Origin of the sequence: Bradyrhizobium sp. Pha-3, from assembly GCF_042258615.1 — a bacterium.
Classification (GTDB): domain Bacteria; phylum Pseudomonadota; class Alphaproteobacteria; order Rhizobiales; family Xanthobacteraceae; genus Bradyrhizobium.
Genome location: NZ_CP170152.1, coordinates 4,258,969 through 4,274,964 on the forward strand (window position 1 = coordinate 4,258,969; position 15,996 = coordinate 4,274,964).

16 protein-coding genes are annotated in these 15,996 nt (G+C 64.3%); 10 read left to right on the forward strand and 6 right to left on the reverse strand.

Annotation, left to right across the window (positions count from 1 at the left end):
* Positions 1-10 precede the first annotated feature (10 nt).
* From ACE10Z_RS20105 to ACE10Z_RS20115, 3 genes are read left to right on the forward strand one after another with little or no spacing between them, the layout of a single operon-like run.
* A complete protein-coding gene (locus ACE10Z_RS20105) occupies positions 11-1,540 on the forward strand; it encodes a flavin monoamine oxidase family protein (protein WP_375789457.1) in 1,530 nt (509 codons plus the stop codon).
* Positions 1,537-3,285, forward strand: a complete 1,749-nt coding sequence (locus tag ACE10Z_RS20110) for a thiamine pyrophosphate-binding protein (RefSeq protein ID WP_375789458.1) — start codon at positions 1,537-1,539, stop codon at positions 3,283-3,285. Before ACE10Z_RS20105 ends, ACE10Z_RS20110 begins: the two co-directional genes overlap by 4 nt.
* Positions 3,286-3,289: 4 nt before the next feature.
* Complete coding sequence (locus ACE10Z_RS20115; RefSeq protein ID WP_375789459.1) at positions 3,290-3,832, forward strand: carboxymuconolactone decarboxylase family protein; 543 nt, start codon at positions 3,290-3,292, stop codon at positions 3,830-3,832.
* A gap of 82 nt (positions 3,833-3,914) precedes the next feature.
* Here ACE10Z_RS20115 and ACE10Z_RS20120 read toward each other — a convergent pair whose 3' ends face one another.
* Entirely contained in the window at positions 3,915-4,160 is a 246-nt protein-coding gene (locus tag ACE10Z_RS20120) for a hypothetical protein (protein WP_375789460.1), read from the reverse strand.
* 284 nt (positions 4,161-4,444) lie between these two features.
* On the opposite strand from ACE10Z_RS20120, the gene ACE10Z_RS20125 reads away from it, so the two are divergent.
* Both ACE10Z_RS20125 and ACE10Z_RS20130 read left to right on the forward strand, forming a co-directional pair.
* Complete coding sequence (locus ACE10Z_RS20125) at positions 4,445-5,671, forward strand: CaiB/BaiF CoA transferase family protein (protein WP_375789461.1); 1,227 nt, start codon at positions 4,445-4,447, stop codon at positions 5,669-5,671.
* A gap of 239 nt (positions 5,672-5,910) precedes the next feature.
* Positions 5,911-6,306, forward strand: a complete 396-nt coding sequence (locus ACE10Z_RS20130) for a Rid family hydrolase (protein WP_375789462.1) — start codon at positions 5,911-5,913, stop codon at positions 6,304-6,306.
* 11 nt (positions 6,307-6,317) lie between these two features.
* Here ACE10Z_RS20130 and ACE10Z_RS20135 read toward each other — a convergent pair whose 3' ends face one another.
* Positions 6,318-7,007 (reverse strand): TetR/AcrR family transcriptional regulator, encoded by a 690-nt coding sequence (locus ACE10Z_RS20135; protein WP_375789463.1) that lies wholly within the window; start codon positions 7,005-7,007, stop codon positions 6,318-6,320.
* Positions 7,008-7,304: 297 nt separating this feature from the next.
* On the opposite strand from ACE10Z_RS20135, the gene ACE10Z_RS20140 reads away from it, so the two are divergent.
* The 4 genes from ACE10Z_RS20140 (at position 7,305) to ACE10Z_RS20155 (ending at position 11,339) form a co-directional block, all read left to right on the forward strand.
* Positions 7,305-8,537, forward strand: a complete 1,233-nt coding sequence (locus ACE10Z_RS20140) for an acyl-CoA dehydrogenase family protein (protein WP_375789464.1) — start codon at positions 7,305-7,307, stop codon at positions 8,535-8,537.
* Between the two features lie 134 nt (positions 8,538-8,671).
* Positions 8,672-9,730, forward strand: a complete 1,059-nt coding sequence (locus ACE10Z_RS20145) for a phosphotransferase family protein (RefSeq protein ID WP_375789465.1) — start codon at positions 8,672-8,674, stop codon at positions 9,728-9,730.
* 154 nt (positions 9,731-9,884) lie between these two features.
* Entirely contained in the window at positions 9,885-10,799 is a 915-nt protein-coding gene (locus tag ACE10Z_RS20150; RefSeq protein ID WP_375789466.1) for a DMT family transporter, read from the forward strand.
* A gap of 141 nt (positions 10,800-10,940) precedes the next feature.
* Positions 10,941-11,339: a contact-dependent growth inhibition system immunity protein gene (locus tag ACE10Z_RS20155; protein ID WP_375789467.1), complete on the forward strand. Its 399-nt coding sequence runs from the start codon at positions 10,941-10,943 to the stop codon at positions 11,337-11,339.
* Between the two features lie 202 nt (positions 11,340-11,541).
* Here the strand turns inward: ACE10Z_RS20155 and ACE10Z_RS20160 are convergent, their stop codons facing one another.
* Positions 11,542-12,294: an SDR family NAD(P)-dependent oxidoreductase gene (locus ACE10Z_RS20160; protein WP_375789468.1), complete on the reverse strand. Its 753-nt coding sequence runs from the start codon at positions 12,292-12,294 to the stop codon at positions 11,542-11,544.
* Between the two features lie 97 nt (positions 12,295-12,391).
* Between ACE10Z_RS20160 and ACE10Z_RS20165 the strand changes: the two genes are divergently transcribed.
* The gene (locus ACE10Z_RS20165) at positions 12,392-12,703 is read left to right on the forward strand and encodes an ArsR/SmtB family transcription factor (RefSeq protein WP_375789884.1); all 312 of its coding nucleotides are present in this window, start codon (positions 12,392-12,394) and stop codon (positions 12,701-12,703) included.
* A gap of 149 nt (positions 12,704-12,852) precedes the next feature.
* Here ACE10Z_RS20165 and lepB read toward each other — a convergent pair whose 3' ends face one another.
* From lepB to ACE10Z_RS20180, 3 genes are all read right to left on the reverse strand, one after another.
* Complete coding sequence (lepB, locus tag ACE10Z_RS20170; RefSeq protein WP_375789469.1) at positions 12,853-13,611, reverse strand: signal peptidase I; 759 nt, start codon at positions 13,609-13,611, stop codon at positions 12,853-12,855.
* Between the two features lie 52 nt (positions 13,612-13,663).
* On the reverse strand, positions 13,664-14,833 hold the full coding sequence (gene argE / locus ACE10Z_RS20175; RefSeq protein ID WP_375789470.1) for an acetylornithine deacetylase: 1,170 nt from the start codon (positions 14,831-14,833) through the stop codon (positions 13,664-13,666).
* Positions 14,834-15,207: 374 nt separating this feature from the next.
* Positions 15,208-15,993 (reverse strand): SDR family NAD(P)-dependent oxidoreductase, encoded by a 786-nt coding sequence (locus ACE10Z_RS20180; RefSeq protein WP_375789471.1) that lies wholly within the window; start codon positions 15,991-15,993, stop codon positions 15,208-15,210.
* Positions 15,994-15,996: the final 3 nt, after the last annotated feature.

A 15,996-nucleotide genomic window follows, 5' to 3' on the forward strand; every position in this document is an offset into this window, starting at 1 on the left:
GAAATACGCCATGGAAGAGTCGCTGCTGCATGACCTGGGCGATGAGGCGCTGGACCCGATCATCAAAGAGTACGTCCAGATCGTCCAGCGGGGATTGCCGCGACCGGCGCGCCCGCAGGACGTGATCATTGTCGGCGCCGGCATGGCCGGCCTGACCGCGGCGTATCTTTTGCGCAACGCGGGCCACCACGTGCGCATTCTGGAAGCCAACACTTATGTCGGCGGCCGCGTGCACACCTTTCGCTCCTTCAGCGGCGATCTCTATGCCGAAGCAGGCGCGATGCGGATCCCGAGCCAGCATCAGCTTGTGAGCGCATTCGCCGATCTGTTCAAGCTGCCGCGTGAACCCTTCTTCAACGTCGACATCGACCCCGCGACCCGCGACGCTGCCGACCCGGTGTCGCGCAACAATGAATGGCTGTTCGTCAATGGCGTGAAGATCAGGCGTAGCGCCTACACCGCCGGCCAGTTGAACTTCCCGCTGCCGCCGGGCGAGAAAGGCCAGACCGCGCAGCAAATGCTGGACGCCGCGCTGGCGCCGCTGCGCGATTTCATCAAGGCCGATCCGGCGTCGCGATGGCCGGTGGTGATCGAACGCTTCGGCGAATTCTCGGTGCGCCGCTTCCTGAAGGAGCAGACGCTGTATTCCGAGGAGGCGATCGAGATGATCGTCGTGCTGAACAACCTGGAATCGCGATTGATGACGTCCTTCGTGCAGGCCTTCATCGAGCTTGCCATCATCAATGACAAGGTTCGTTATTGGCAAATACCCGGCGGCAACGACTTGTTGCCGCAAGCCTTCTTGCCGGCGCTGAAAGACAGCATCAGCTTTGGCCAGCGCCTGAGCGCGCTGGGCTGGGACGGTAGCGGTGTCAGTCTGCGTACGACCAGTGGCGAGACCTTCAAGGGCGACGCGGCCATCGTCGCGATCCCCTTTTCCAGCCTGCGCTTCGTGCGCACTGACCCGTTGTTTGTGCCGCAGCGCCGGCGCGCCATTCGCGAATTGCACTATGACGCCGCCACCAAGGTCTTGCTCGAATTCAGCCGCCGCTTCTGGGAGCAGGACGACGACATCTACGGCGGGGGCTCCACCACCGACCTTGCCAACCGCTACATCTACTACCCGAGCCACGACATGGGCTCCAACCGGGGCGGCGTCGTGCTTGCGAGCTACGTCTGGGGCGAGGACGCCTTGCGCTGGGACTCGCTGACGGAGCCCATGCGCCTGCAGTTCGCGTTGGACGGCGTCTGCGCATTGCACGGCGAGGGCGTGCGTAAACTGTATGTGGGTGGCACCAGCAAGAGCTGGATGCAGGATCCTTTCGCGTGCGGCGAGGCGGCCATCTTTGCGCCGGGGCAGTTCGAGATGCTGATGCCCTACCTGCTCGAGCCGGAAGGCGGCAAGGTTCACTTCGCGGGCGAGCACACCTCGCTCAAGCATGCGTGGATCGAAGGTGCCATCGAGTCCGGCGTGCGCACCGCGCTGGCTGTCAGCGAAGGACGCAAGCCGGCCGTAGCCCAACTGGGTGTAGCACGATGAACAAGTCACCCAACGCCATCGAATTCGTGCTCGGCGCGCTCAAGCAGGAAGGCATCAGCCATGTCTTCATGGTGCCCGGCGGATTGATCGACGGTTTCCTCACCGAGTTCGGCGACGTCACCGGCGTGAAAGCCATCGTCGCCGCCCATGAAGGCGGCGCGGGCTTCATGGCGGACGGCTATGCGCGGGCAAGCGGCAGGTTTGGCGTATGCCTCGGCATCGGCGGGCCGGGCGCGGCCAATCTGGTAGCAGCGCTCGCCAATGCCTATGCCGACGAGTCGCCGATCCTCGCCGTGACCGGCGAAGTGCAAAGCGACTGGGAAGGCCGCGGCTCATTCCAGGACGGCAGCGGTACGGGCATGAACGACGTCGCCCTGATGCGGCCGGTGACAGTGTTCGCTCAGGAGGTGCCGGCGATCAGTCTGCTGCCGCATCATTTGCATGTGGCCTTGCGCACCATGGTGGGGGACGCGCCGCGGCCGGTCTTCCTGAGCCTGCCGCAAGATCTGCACGAGCGGCCCGTGAACGAGGCCTACCGCCCGCTGCAATACGGCCTGGTAACGCCGCCGCGTGTGCTGGACCGGGAGACCGCGGCCGCCGTGCGAGCGTTGCTGACGTCAGGCCCGCGCATCGCCATTCTGGCCGGAAACGGCTGCGTGAGATCCGGCGCCACGGAGGACCTCGTGCGGCTTGCCGATCGCTTCGGCATTCCGATTGCCACCACGTTGCGCGCCAAGGGCGTAATCCCGGAAGACCATCGCCTGTCGCTGGGCGTGTTTGGCTATGGCGGGACTCGCCATTCGACACTGGCTTTGACGCCGGACGACGACACCGGCCCCAACCCGCCGCCGGCGGCCGACGTGAAGGCCGACGTGCTGTTGATCCTGGGCTCGGGCCTGAGCCAGCGCGACACCATGTCGTGGAGTCCGAACCTGCCGGCGGTCACCGTGCAGGTCGACATCGACGCTTGCGAGTTCGGTCGCGACTATGCGGTGACCGGGTCCGTGGTGGGCGACGCGCGCGAGTTTGTGCGCTGGATGTTGGACGACGAGCCCGTGCGCAGCGCTCTCGCCGGCACCCGGGCGGCGCGCGACGCGTGGACCGCGCGCATACGCGCCATGCCGCGCCTGTACGATGTGGCCAACACCCGCAGCAATGCGGTGCCCATACACCCGGCGCGCGCCGTTGCCGACCTGCGTCAGGTGGCCCCGCGCGACTGCGTGCTGCTGGTCGACTCCGGCGCGCATCGGGTCTTTGGCGGGCATTACTGGCAAAGCCATGGGCCCAGCGCCTATCTCACCGCCACCGCGATGGCGCCGATGGGCTGGGCCATTCCCGCGGCAATCGGCGCCAAGCTGGCACGGCCGGAACTGCCGTGTGCGGTTATCACCGGCGATGGCTGCATGCTGATGCACGGCATCGAGATCCAGACCGCGGCGCGTCACGGTCTCGCGATCGTTTACGTCGTCATCAACAACGGCGCCTTGGGGAATGTCTACCTGCGCGCCAAGCAGATGAGCCCGGCCGCAGCCGAGCTGTCCCTGCTTCGCACCCACGACTGGGTGCAATTTGCGCGCTCGCTCGGTGCCGACGGCGTGATGGTGGAGCAGCCCGGCGACCTGGTCGGCGCCTTCGAGCACGCCTTTCGTTCGGGCGGCACGTTCATCGTCGATGTGCGCTGCGACCGTGACGCCACCACGCCCGTGGGCCCCTGGAACCGCGCCAAAGGCGCGTCGCTGGACTGAAGCCATGGCACAATTGCCCGACCCGACGCCGTATCTGGACGATGAGGGCCGCGCCATCTACCGGCGCCTGGCCGGCCCGCGCGGCGGGCTTCATGGGATGTATTTGGCGCTGATGAATAATCCCGTGCTGGCTGAGCATATCGGCAATCTCGGGAGCTATCTGCGCTTTCATGGCCTGCTCAGCGCCGACGTGCGCGAACTCGCCATCCTGGCGACGGCGCGCGGCCTCGGCGTGGCCTATGAATGGGAGCAGCATGCGCCGATCGCTCTCGCTGCGGGCGTGCCCCAGGCGGTGGTGGACGCCTTGCAGGCAGGTGACTTCGCGGCTCCCCCCATGAGCGGTCTCTACGTCGACATTTGCAGCGCGGCCCGCCATGTCGTGGCGCAAGAGTCTCTGCCCGACCTCCTGCAGCAGCGCTTGCAGCAGGCGTTGGGCTTGAAGGGCGTGGTCGAACTGGTGGCGCTGTGCGGCTTCTACCGCTGCATCGCCACCGTCGTCACTGCCTTCGACGTAGCCCTGCCCAATCCCGGACCGCCGCCGTTCTGAGACGGTCCCGTAGAGCCGTAAATGTCGAACCTTGCGAGCTCTTGATGGACTCCCTGTAGCGCGATGACGACCTCATTGCGCTCTAGCAGCCGCGGCAGATGCTCTTCAGCTTGCTGTTGAGCAGGCGGTCCTCTTCGTCGGAGGCCGCCTTGGTGTAGGGGTCGTCGGCGTGGCGCTTGTCGGCGGCAAATCCGCCGCCGCGACTGGTGCCGCCGGCATGCATGCCGTGCAAGCCGCCGCCATGGCCGTGGCCGCCGCGCGCATCCGCCGGCGGCATTGCGGCCGCAAGCAGGGTGAGCAGCAGTCCGGCCATCGTGAATGTCCGCATGGTGTCCTCCTCGTCGCGGCAAGATACCGCTGACGCTGAGGCAAATCGGTGTCGGCCAACTTCACAATTTCGCGTGGCGGCAATCAGCCCGATACGCGGCCGGTTCCCGAAGGACCGCCGCCGCTGCGCCACACAGGGATGGCTTCATGCCGACAATGCAGTGCTCGCGGCAGCAAAATGGTGTATCGGCAAGCTCTGGCGCGCCCAGGAGACGGGCAGGACACGGGCAAGATACGGTCCGGCGCCGGATAATCAAGATTTAGCAAGATTTCGGAGGAACGTTCATGTCGGCTCTGCCACTTTCGGGCATCAAGATTCTCGACCTGACGCGGGTGCTCGCGGGCCCGCTGTCGGCCCAGATGCTGGCGGATCTCGGCGCGGAGGTGATCAAGATCGAGCGGCCCGGCGGCGGCGACGACGCCCGCGCCTTTGGCCCGCCCTATCTCAAGGATCCCGAAGGCAAGGCGAACAACAACAACTCGTTCTACCTCTGCGCCAACCGCAACAAGAAGTCCGTCACCGTCAACATCGCCAAGCCCGAAGGGCAGGCGATCATCCGCGAGCTCGCCAAGTCGGTCGACGTGATGATGGAGAACTACAAGGTCGGCGATCTCAAGCGCTACGGCCTCGATTACGACACCATCAAGCAGCTCAACCCCGGCATCATCTATTGCTCGGTGACCGGCTTCGGCCAGACCGGCCCGTACGCCACGCGCGCCGGCTATGACGCGATCCTGCAGGCGATGGGCGGCCTGATGAGCGTCACCGGCCATATCGACGGCGAGCCCGGCGCGGGCCCGATGAAGGTCGGCCCCTCGATCGTCGACTACATGACCGGCATGAACACCTCGATCGGAATTCTGTCGGCGCTGTACCATCGCGACGCCAACAATGGCGAAGGGCAGCATGTCGACGTCTGCCTGTTCGACACGGTGATCGCCTCGCTGTCGCACTGGCTGCAAATCTACCTCGTCAACGGCAACATGCCGCCGCGCCGCGGCACCTGGGGCAATGGCGGCATGCCGGCCGGCGTGTTCCGCTGCACCGACGGCGAGCTGATGCTGGTGGTCGGCAATGACGGCCAGTTCCAGCGCACCTGCGCCGTGCTCGGCGAACCCGAGCTCGCCAACGACAAGCGCTTCGTCAAGAACAACGACCGCGTCGTGCACGGCAAGGAGATCATGGCGATCTTCGCCGGCCTGTTCCTGAAGCACCCGGTGGCCTACTGGCTGGAGAAGCTCGAGGAGGCCGGCGTGCCGTCCGGCCCGATCAACAATTTCGAGCAGGTGTTCAGCGATCCGCATGTGCAGTCGCGCGGCATGCGGGTCAAGGTCGATCACCCCTTCGAGCCCAACCTGTCGCTGATCCGCAACGCGCTGACCTTCTCGGGCACGCCGATCACCGACTACCGCGCCCCGCCGCTGCTCGGTGCCGACACCAAGGACGTGCTGGCGACCATCGGCTATGACGACGCCAAGGTCGAAGGGCTGAAGGCACAGGGGATTCTGTAGGCCTGCACGGCTTCGGTCCACCGTTCCGTCATCCTGAGGAGCGGCCACTTGGCCGCGTCTCGAAGGATGTACGGCCCGGCCGGTGGCCGTTGATCCTTCGAGACGGCCGCTGCGCGGCCTCCTCAGGATGACGGTTCGACAGTGGCGTCGCGCCTGCAACACTTCGACCTGTATCGAAGCATCATTGACGCGGCCCTGCTAGATTGGCGGTCATCGATCCCTTATCGAAGGTGCCAATCATGAAACGGGAAGTGGTCCGCGTCGAACCGATCTCGAGCTGGCTGGAGCGCTGGAAGGCGCCGGCGTCGGCGGTCACGCGCGCCGGCAACATGGTCTTCGTGTCTGGCCTGCCGCCGTTCGATCCAGCAACCGGCGAGATCGCCGCCGGCGCCTCGATCGAGCGGCAGAGCGAGCTGGTGATGGAGCAGCTCAAGCAATGTCTCGCGGCCGCCGGCGCGTCCTTCGACAACGTGATGAAGTGCAACATCTTCTGCACCTCGGCAAAACACTTCGCGACCTTCAACGCGATCTACCGGCGATATTTTGCGGACGATCTGCCGGCGCGGATCTTCGTCTGCATCCCGGAATGGACCGGTCCGTTCGACGTCGAGATCGACTGCGTCGCGATGGTGTAGGGCAGGGCCCCTTACAGATCCTGGCGCGTCAGCCGGCCGTGCACCACGACCGGCCGCAGCGCCGGCTTGCTCGGCACGTCGGCCATCGTGAGCGCCATCACCGAGACGGTGACCACGCGATCGATGATGGCGCGGACGTCGTCGAGGTCGCATTTGCCTTCCGACAGCCGCAGCAGGCGTTCCTTCTCGCGGATGGTGTGATGCGCCATCGCGAGCGCGAAGTGCAGGCCCCAGTACAGTTCGGTGTCGTCGCGGCCCGGCATCGCGCGGCGCATCGCTGCGGCGAATTTGCGCAAATGATCGACTTCGCGATTCTTGATGCGGCGGATCGGCGGCACGGATTCGATCGAGGCGCGGATCATGAAACGCGCTGCGGTCGAGCCCTCGCGATCGGGCCCGAGGCAGCCGCGCAAAGTGGGGCCGACGAGGGCGCGCATGATGTCCTCGATCGAGGCGCGGCCGCCGCCATTTTCCTCGGCCGCCTTCAATTCATTGAGACGTTCGCGGTTGGTCTGGATGCTGCGGGTGACGAACAGCTCCGCGATCAATTCGTCCTTGGAGCCGAAATGATAGTTCACCGCCGCGAGGTTGACATTCGCTTCCGCGACGATGTCGCGCAGCGTGACGTCGCCGAAGCCGCGGTCGGCATAGAGCCGCTCGGCGGCGGCGAGAATGGCGGATCGGGTTTGGTCGCTGGCCATGGCTGAGAGCCTTTCCGTTATTCCGCGGTGTGCCGGGGAATGACGAAGACGACAGGGAGTTGCATTTCAAACATTTGTATGAAACTATCGTTTGAAGAGCCGGAAATGTCAATCCGCTGATCGCGGGGCGACTTTCTGGCACACCACCGCCGCCGTTTTCGCGAACGCCCTTGCGGGCCGCGGAGGCGGGGTCAACAATGTTGCCCAAAAGGCCAAGACCCAAGTCAAGGCCCGAGTTCACGGCCCAAGTCCGCCGCCCAAGTCCGCGGCCCAAGTCTAGGAAACGAGGAGCGTCCCATGGATTTCACGATGTCGGCCAGGCAGAAGGAATGGCTTGAGCGCGTTCAGGCCTTCATGAAAACGCATGTCCGTCCCGCCGTGCCGATCTACGACCAGCAGGACGCCGAAGGCCCGCGCTGGAAGGTGATCCCGATCCTCGAGGATCTGAAGAAGAAGGCGAAGGCCGAAGGCCTCTGGAACATGTTCATGCCGCCGTCCTCGCACGAGGATGACGAATTCCACGGCGCGGGATTGAGCAACCTCGAATACGCGCTGCTGTCGGAAGAGATGGGCCACATCTCCTGGGCGTCCGAGGTCTTCAATTGCTCCGCTCCCGATACCGGTAACATGGAAGTGTTCATCCGCTACGGCACCAAGGAGCAGAAGCGCAAATGGCTGCGCCCGCTGATGGACGGCGAGATCCGCTCCGCCTTCCTGATGACCGAGCCGGCGGTTGCGTCCTCCGACGCCACCAACATCGAGACCCGGATCGAGAAGGACGGCGATCACTACGTCATCAACGGCCGCAAATGGTGGTCGTCGGGCGTCGGCGATCCCCGTTGCAAGGTCGCGATCCTGATGGGCAAGACCGATTTCAACGCCGCCAAGCATCAGCAGCAGTCGCAGATCCTGGTGCCGCTCGACACTCCCGGCATCAAGGTCGAGAAGATGCTGCCGGTGTTCGGCTTCGACGATGCGCCGCACGGCCACGCCCAGGTGCTGCTCGAAAACGTCCGCGTGCCGAAGGAAAACATCCTGCTCGGCGAAGGCCGCGGCTTCGAGATCGCGCAGGGCCGTCTCGGTCCGGGCCGCATCCATCACTGCATGCGCACCATCGGCAAGGCCGAGGAGGCGCTGGAGAAGATGGTGAAGCGGCTCGCCTCGCGCACTGCGTTCGGCAAGAAGATCATCGAGCATTCGGTCTGGGAGCAGCGCATCGGCGAGGCCCGCACCGATATCGAGATGAACCGCTTGCTGTGCCTCAAGGCCGCCGACATGATGGACAAGGTCGGCAACAAGACCGCGCAGGCCGAGATCGCGATGATCAAGGTCGCAGCGCCGAACATGGCGCTGAAGATCATCGACCAGGCGATCCAGGCCTATGGCGGCGGCGGCGTCTCCGACGAGGCCGGGCTTGCCAAGGACTACGCCCACATCCGTACGCTGCGACTGGCGGACGGTCCGGACGAGGTGCACAATCGCGCCATTGCCAGACTTGAACTTCGGAAGTATGCAAACACGTCGCACTGAGCATGACGCGGAACGCATGGCGTTCGTGCTGACATCGTGCTCAGAATGAAAAAGAGAAATCAGGCTGGCGTGCCAGCCTGATTGAAGGAGCGTCCGACGGCGCTCCCCAAAAACTGAATTGAGGGAGCGTCATCGTGGCGGACGGCGTCAGGAAAGACGAAGAATTTTCCGGCACAAGGGAAGTCGAGGAACGCCATCGTATCAACGAGGCGAACCTCGCGGCCTGGATGCAGGAACACGTCGAGGGCTATCAGGGCCCGCTCAAGGTCCTGCAGTTCAAGGGTGGCCAGTCCAACCCGACCTACAAGCTCGAGACCCCCGGCCGCAATTACGTGATGCGCCGCCGTCCGTTCGGTAAATTGTTGCCGTCGGCCCATGCGGTGGATCGCGAGTTCCGCGTCATCGCGGCGCTCGGCAAGCAGAATTTCCCGGTCGCGAAAGCCTACGCGCTGTGCACCGACGATGCGGTGATCGGCTCGGCCTTCTACATCATGTCGATGGAGGAGGGCCGGGTGTTCTGGGATCCGACGCTGCCGAGCCAAGAGCCCGACGCGCGCCGCAAGATCTTCACCAGCAAGATCGAAACGCTGGCGAAGCTGCACATGCTCGATCCCGAAAAGATCGGCCTCGGCGATTTCGGCAAGCCCGGCAATTATTTTGCGCGCCAGGTCGACCGCTGGACCAAGCAATACCGTGCATCCGAGACGCAGCATATTCCCGAATTCGAGAAGCTCGCGGAGTGGCTGCCGAAGACGGTGCCGGAGCAGAAGCGCGTCTCGGTCGTGCATGGCGACTATCGCCTCGACAACATGATCTTCCACGCCACCGAGCCGCGGGTGCAGGCGGTGCTTGACTGGGAATTGTCGACGCTCGGCGATCCCATGGCCGACTTCACCTATCTGTTGATGCAGTGGACCATGCCGGGCCTCGCCAACGCCGACCTCAAGGCGTTGAACATTCCGAGCCAGGACGAGGCTGCGCAGATCTACTGCGACGTCACCGGCATGGCTGTGCCGGATCTGAACTGGTACTTCTCCTACAACCTGTTCCGCCTCGCCGGCATCACGCAGGGCATTGCGGGCCGGGTCCGCGACGGCACCGCCGCGAATGCCAAGGCCCTCGAGTCGGCCAAGCGCACCGTGCCGCTGTCACAGGCGTCATGGGAATACGCGCAGAAGGCCGGCGCCACCTGATCGAAAACGCGGCGCGATCCCCCCGGGTTCGCGCCGCTTCCGCGAGCTGCGGCATGTTTCCGCATTGTAGCCATCTGTGACTTGAGTTCGCTGCGTCGCTTTGGCAAGTCAGTCCGGTCAACGCCCGCCCTGGTCCTGATCGGACATTTTCACTTTGCCTCTTTCCCCGAATCTTCGCGGCAGCCTGTTCATGGCGGCGGCCATGGCCAGCTTCACGGCCAACGACACCATCACCAAGGCGGTGTCGGCGGAGCTCAACATCGGGGAGATCCTGCTGGTCCGCGGCCTGGTCGCGATGGTGCTGGTCGCAGCCCTCGCCTGGTACCGCGACGCACTGCGCAGTTTTGGTGCGCTGCTGATCTGGCCGGTCGGACTGCGCGTCATGGGCGAGATCGGCGGCACGCTGACCTATCTCTCGGCGATCGCACAGATCCCGCTCGCCAACGCGTCGGCGATCTTCCAGGCGTTGCCGCTGGTCATCACACTCGGCGCGGCGCTGGTGTTCGGCGAACCGGTCGGCTGGCGGCGCTGGCTTGCGATCGCCGCCGGCTTCATCGGCGTGCTGGTCATCGTGCGGCCGGGGGCGCAGGGCTTTAGCCAGGCTTCGCTTCTGGCGCTGGCGTCGGTCGGCTTCTGCGCGGTGCGCGATCTCGCCACCCGCCGCATCCCGAAGCAGCTGCCGACCGTGTTCATCACGCTGCTCACCACCGTGACGGTGACGACCGCCGGCGCTGCCGTTCTTGTCCCGTTGGGCGGCTGGCGGCCGCCGTCGGGCCACGCGCTGGGCTTGCTCGTGCTGGCCGCGGTGCTGATCCTGATCGGCTATCAATGCATCATCGTGTCGCTGCGCATCGGCGACATCTCGGCGGTGGCGCCGTTCCGCTACTCGGCGTTGCTGTGGGCGATGCTGCTTGGCTATCTCGCCTTCGGCCACCAGCCCGATGTTCAGATGCTCGCGGGCGCCGCGATCATCGTCGCCTCCGGCCTCTATGCCTTCTACCGCGAGCGCAAGCGCGACAAGCTCCGTCCCGCCGCGACGGGGCCGGGCCTGCCGCCGGACGGGTTATAATCCATCCTACGAATCTCAACGACCGGTACGATAAGCCATAGGCGGACTCCGAAGGGCGCGGTGTCCCACGCGTTCGAGGACCGAATGACGAGATCGCCGATTGTCGATTCTCGCTACAACTGCACATCGGGGAGAGGTGCAATGGTTGATGAGAGGCGCACGCTACAGGAACTTGATGGGCAGGATTGGGGGGAACCGGAGACCGCTCCAACAGGCATGGTGGCACGCTGCCTGCGCTTGAGGCGTACACCTTTGAAGAACCTGAGCGCTGGCGACGTACGTCTGCTGATCGGCCAAAAGATTGGCCTCCCGGTGCTGATTCCAATGGCGTTTCGGTACCTGCGTGCCGATCCGCTTGTTGAATCCGAGTATTTTCCCGGCGATCTGCTGAGGTCGCTCCTGTCCGTCGAGCGGGCTTACTGGTCCGATAACCCTGTCGAATTTGAGCAACTGATAGCCATAGCTAGGTCGGTCGCAGCCGCAGACGGAAAGGTTGCCAATGAGTGCCGAACATTCTTGGCTGCGAGTGATTGTCCGTAGTTCATTGCCTGGGGCGAACGACGTAGCCCGGGGAACCGTCTCCGCATATCGCTTCCGCCGTCGTTCTTCGAGCTATGGCGGACAAGTCGCTCATGCGGGCTACGCAATCGGCAAAACGGGTAGGGCGGATGCGCGCAGCGCCATCCGCCCTACGGCTATCGCAGGTTCAAGACCCGATACCCGGGCATGAAGAACAATCGCCTCAGCGAAGACCGCCCGTCACGTGCAACGTTTCGCCGGTGACATAGGAGGCATCGTTCGAGGCGAAGAAGGCCACGGCGGCCGCGATCTCCTCGACCTTGCCGATCCGCGCCAGCGGCGTGACGGACTCGATCCAATTGCGCATGTCACCCTCGGAAAGGCCGGCGGAAACGACACCTTCGGTCGCGATCATGCCGGGGTTGACGGTGTTGACGCGGATCTTGCGCGGCGCCAGTTCCTTTGAGAGCACCGAGGAGATCGCGTCCACCGAGGCTTTGGTCGCGGTATAGACGGCGGTGTTCGGCGGCGCGATCGTCGATACGCCGGAGCTGATATTGATGATGCTGCCGCCTGCCGTATTGAAGTGCCGCGCGGCTTCCTGCGAAACCAGCAGCAGGCCCAGCACATTGAGATCGAAATGCTTATGGAAGTGCTCGGCAGTGATGCCATCCAGCGGCGCGAACTCGTAGATGCCGGCATTGTTGACCAGGATATCGATCGGACCAAACGCCTTGACGGTCTCGGCCACCACCGACTTCACCTGGCCGGCGTCGGTGAGATTGCCATGCACAGCGACGGCTTTGCCGCCCTTGCTGGTGATCGCGTCCACAACACGCTCGGCTGCCTGTTTGCTGGCGCTGTAGTTGACAGCAACCGCGGCACCCTCCGCGGCGAGGCGGAGCGCGATCTCGGCGCCGATGCCCTTTGACGCGCCGGTTACCAGCGCCACTTTGCCCTCGAGTCTTTTGCTCATCTTGTTCTCCATTGCCCGCGCGGATGCGCAATTTGTTCAGTAGTTCAGTAATAATGAACTATTGAAGCTGTTCAAGGGCAGCGCTATATATTTCGTGATGGTGCAGTTCGTTCACCCGTCGCGTGAGGACATCACATTGGCCGGAGTGCTGGCAGCACTCGCGGATCCGATGCGGTTGAAGATTGTCAGGGGCCTGCTCGAGCAGGGCGATTGCATGTCATGCACGGCAGCGGCGCCGTGCCCTGGCATGGCCAAATCGACGCTGTCGAACCACTTCCGCGTCCTGCGAGAAGCCGGCTTGATTCAAACCTGGAAAAAGGGCGTCGAGCATCGCAATGTAGTGCGCGAAGCCGATATCAATGCGCGCTTTCCCAAATTGCTCAAGACGATCCTGGGGTATCCGGAATAGCGCACAGGGCGGATCAACGACGCCCGCCGTTGGTTCAGCGCAGTTGCAATGGCGGATTGCCTTTCTCGCATATCGCTTCGATCATGCGCGCTCCGTCTTGATCCGCGTCGCACTTACCATGTTCGATCCGTCGGTGGCCGACTCGCTCATCAGTGAATGCCGGTGAACAGCCGGCTCCAGCGCACCGAGGACGGCCAGCGCCACACTTGCCATGCGGGCGCTTCATTGCCGATCGAGAAGAAGATCATCTTGGCTTGCCCGATCAGGTTCTCGAACGGCACGTAGCCGACGCCGCCTCGCGCCGGCGGCACGCGGCTGTCGGCCGAGTTGTCGCGGTTGTCGCCCATCGCGAAGAAATGCCCGGGCGGCACGACATAAACCTGTGTGTTGTCGTATTCGGAACGCTCGATGCGATCGAGCGTGTCATAACTGACCCCGTTCGGCAGGGTCTCGCGCCAGCGCTTGACGCGGACCGGGCGCGGTCCATCGTCGCGATCGACATAGTCGTCGACGCGCTCGCGTTTGACCGCGGTGCCGTTGATGTACAGCTGCCCGTCGATCATTTGAATGCGGTCGCCCGGCAGGCCGATCACCCGCTTGATGAAGTCGACGGAGTCGTCGCTCGGCAGCCGGAACACCACGACGTCACCGGGCCTGGGTTCGGAGCCGAAGATACGGCCAGAGAACAGCGGCGGCGAGAAGGGCAGGGAGTAGTGCGTGTATCCATAGCTGTATTTCGAGAGAAACAGGTAGTCGCCGACCAGCAGCGTCGTTTCCATCGACTCGGACGGAATGTTGAAGGACTGGAACAGGAAGGTCCGGATCACCAGCGCGATGATCAACGCCTGTACGGCCACGCGGAAGGTTTCCGCCACTCCACCTTGCTGACGTTCTTTCTCGGTCGACATGGTCCCGGGTTCCTGTTTCACCGGCTGGTTTGCACGCCCAACGGGGTCAACATCAATTCGCGCAATGCGCAATCAGCCGAGCGACGAATTCTCCGCAAGCCTCGAGCTGCGACATCTCGACGAACTCATCCGGCGTGTGCGCCTGCGCGATTCCGCCGGGGCCGACCACCACCGACGGCACATCGGCCATGCTGACGAACAGGCCGGCCTCGGTGCCGAATGCGACCTTGGCGTGGTCGTTGCGGCCGGCGAGCTGCTTGGCGAGCGTGACGATGGGCGCGTCCGCCTGGGTGTCGAGCGCGGGGTAGTCGAGGATCTCCTCGAAATCGATGCCGCACTCCGGGTGCCGCTTGCGCATGTCAGGCTCGATCTCGGCCTTGGCCCAGGCGATGATCGCGTCCGTCACCTGCCGGGACTCGGTGATGCCGATGCCGCGGCATTCGAATTCCACCACGCAATGGTCGGGCACGATGTTCAGCGCGGCGCCGCCATGCACGATGCTGGTGAGCAGGGTCGAATGCGGGACGTCGTAGAGGCTGTTCTGTTCGGCATCCGCGGCCAGCAGCGCGGCGCGGCGGCGGATTTCGGTGATCAGGTCGGCCGCATATTCGATGGCGTTGACGCCATCAGGCGCGATCGAGGAGTGGCGGGCGAGCCCGCGGAACGTGGCGCGCACGCCGTGCTTGCCCTTGTGGCCGATGATCACCTGCATCCGGGTCGGCTCGCCGACGAAGCAGCCGAGCGGCTTGACCGGCTTGCGAGCGACCTCGCGCAGCATCGGGCGCACGCCGACGCAGCCGATCTCCTCGTCATAGGAGATCGCAAGATTGATCGGCGTCTTCAGACCGGCCGCGAGCATTTCCGGAACCATCGCGAGACAGACCGCGACAAAGCCCTTCATGTCGGTGGTGCCGCGGCCGTACAGCCGCCCGTCACGCTCGACGAGCTCGAACGGATTGTGGCTCCAGTCCTGTCCGGCGACCGGCACGACATCGGTATGCCCCGACAGCACCAGCCCGGGTTTGTCTTCCGGGCCGACCGTGACCCACAGCGAGGACTTCTTTCCGGTGTCATCGACGATGCGCTGCCCGCTGACGCCAAGCGAGCCGAGATAGCGCTCGATGTAGTCGATCAGCGGCAGGTTGCTGCGGTCGCTGACGGTGTCGAACGCGACGAGGTCGGCCAACAGCTTGCGGATACGGTCGGGGCGTTGATTTTGCATTGCCTGTTCGTGTGCGAGGAATTGCTGATGTGCCGGCGATCCTGCCAGCAAAGTATAACAGCTGGTTTGCCTGCCGGGGCCAAGCAATATTCGGACCGTTGCCTGCCGATCAAAAATGCATCCGCGCCGTGAGATGATGGGTTTAGCTTCGCTCTACCCATCCTGCGGCTCTCGATGCGCAGCACATTCGATGTCGTCCTGGCGTAAGCCAGGACCCATTACCCCAAATGAGAATTGTTGCGTGATGCTGGGGCCGCGTTCCCGTTCACAATCAAGTTTGGTGGTTGGGTCCTGGCGTAAGCCAGGACGACGGTGGTGGATGTGGCGCCGCTATCGCGCCATTCGGGCTTGCGCCGCGAACGGAGAATGCCGTGCTAAATCGGCTTGCCCGTATACGGCATCGACGCGGTAAGGCCGCCGTCGACCGGGATGGCCTGGCCGTTGACATAGGACGCCTCGTCGCTTGCCAGGAACAATCCCATCGCGGCGAGCTCGTGCGGCTGGCCGGGACGCTTCAGCGGATTGAGCTGGCCGATCTTGTCCTGGGTGCCGCGCTCCTTGGCGCGATCGAATACCGGCTTGGTCATGCCGGTCTCGATCAGGCCGGGGCAGACCGCGTTGATGCGCACGCCGGTGCCGGAGAGCGAGTAGGCGGTGGTCTGCACCAGGCTGATCACGCCGGCCTTGCTCGCGCCATAGGGATGTCCGCTGGCGCCGGCCTTCAGGCCTGCGACCGAGGCGGTGCAGATGATCGAGCCGGAACCCTGCTTGGTCATGTGCGGGATCGAATGCTTGATCGCGAGGAAGGGCCCGATCAGATTGATGCGCAACACTTCCTGCCAGTGCTCCACGGTCTGGTCGGCGAGCGGCACGAGGCCGCCGCTGACGCCGGCATTGGCCCAGATCGCATCGAGCTTGCCGTACTTGGACAGCGCCTTGTCGATGAAGGCTTTCACGTCGCTCTCCGAGCCGGCATCGGCGGTGACGGCTTCGACGGTGCCGCCGGCATCGCGCACCAGCTTGGCGGTCTCGTTGACGCCATCGCTGCGATCGACCGCGATCAGCTTGGCGCCTTCTTTGGTGAACAGCAGCGAGGCGGCGCGGCCGATGCCGCTTCCAGCGCCGGTGATGATGACGGATTTGCCTTCGAGGCGGCCCATGGC

Bases quoted from the DNA above. Each gene is read 5' to 3' on its own strand.
- ACE10Z_RS20110 (WP_375789458.1), top strand. From the start codon at position 1,537: ATGAACAAGTCACCCAACGCCATCGAATTCGTGCTCGGCGCGCTCAAG.
- ACE10Z_RS20160 (WP_375789468.1), bottom strand. From the start codon at position 12,294: ATGAGCAAAAGACTCGAGGGCAAAGTGGCGCTGGTAACCGGCGCGTCA.
- lepB (WP_375789469.1), bottom strand. From the start codon at position 13,611: ATGTCGACCGAGAAAGAACGTCAGCAAGGTGGAGTGGCGGAAACCTTC.
- ACE10Z_RS20180 (WP_375789471.1), bottom strand. From the start codon at position 15,993: ATGGGCCGCCTCGAAGGCAAATCCGTCATCATCACCGGCGCTGGAAGC.
- argE (WP_375789470.1), bottom strand. From the start codon at position 14,833: ATGCAAAATCAACGCCCCGACCGTATCCGCAAGCTGTTGGCCGACCTC.
- ACE10Z_RS20115 (WP_375789459.1), top strand. From the start codon at position 3,290: ATGGCACAATTGCCCGACCCGACGCCGTATCTGGACGATGAGGGCCGC.
- ACE10Z_RS20165 (WP_375789884.1), top strand. From the start codon at position 12,392: ATGGTGCAGTTCGTTCACCCGTCGCGTGAGGACATCACATTGGCCGGA.
- ACE10Z_RS20135 (WP_375789463.1), bottom strand. From the start codon at position 7,007: ATGGCCAGCGACCAAACCCGATCCGCCATTCTCGCCGCCGCCGAGCGG.
- ACE10Z_RS20105 (WP_375789457.1), top strand. From the start codon at position 11: ATGGAAGAGTCGCTGCTGCATGACCTGGGCGATGAGGCGCTGGACCCG.
- ACE10Z_RS20140 (WP_375789464.1), top strand. From the start codon at position 7,305: ATGGATTTCACGATGTCGGCCAGGCAGAAGGAATGGCTTGAGCGCGTT.
- ACE10Z_RS20120 (WP_375789460.1), bottom strand. From the start codon at position 4,160: ATGCGGACATTCACGATGGCCGGACTGCTGCTCACCCTGCTTGCGGCC.
- ACE10Z_RS20130 (WP_375789462.1), top strand. From the start codon at position 5,911: ATGAAACGGGAAGTGGTCCGCGTCGAACCGATCTCGAGCTGGCTGGAG.
- ACE10Z_RS20155 (WP_375789467.1), top strand. From the start codon at position 10,941: ATGGTTGATGAGAGGCGCACGCTACAGGAACTTGATGGGCAGGATTGG.
- ACE10Z_RS20125 (WP_375789461.1), top strand. From the start codon at position 4,445: ATGTCGGCTCTGCCACTTTCGGGCATCAAGATTCTCGACCTGACGCGG.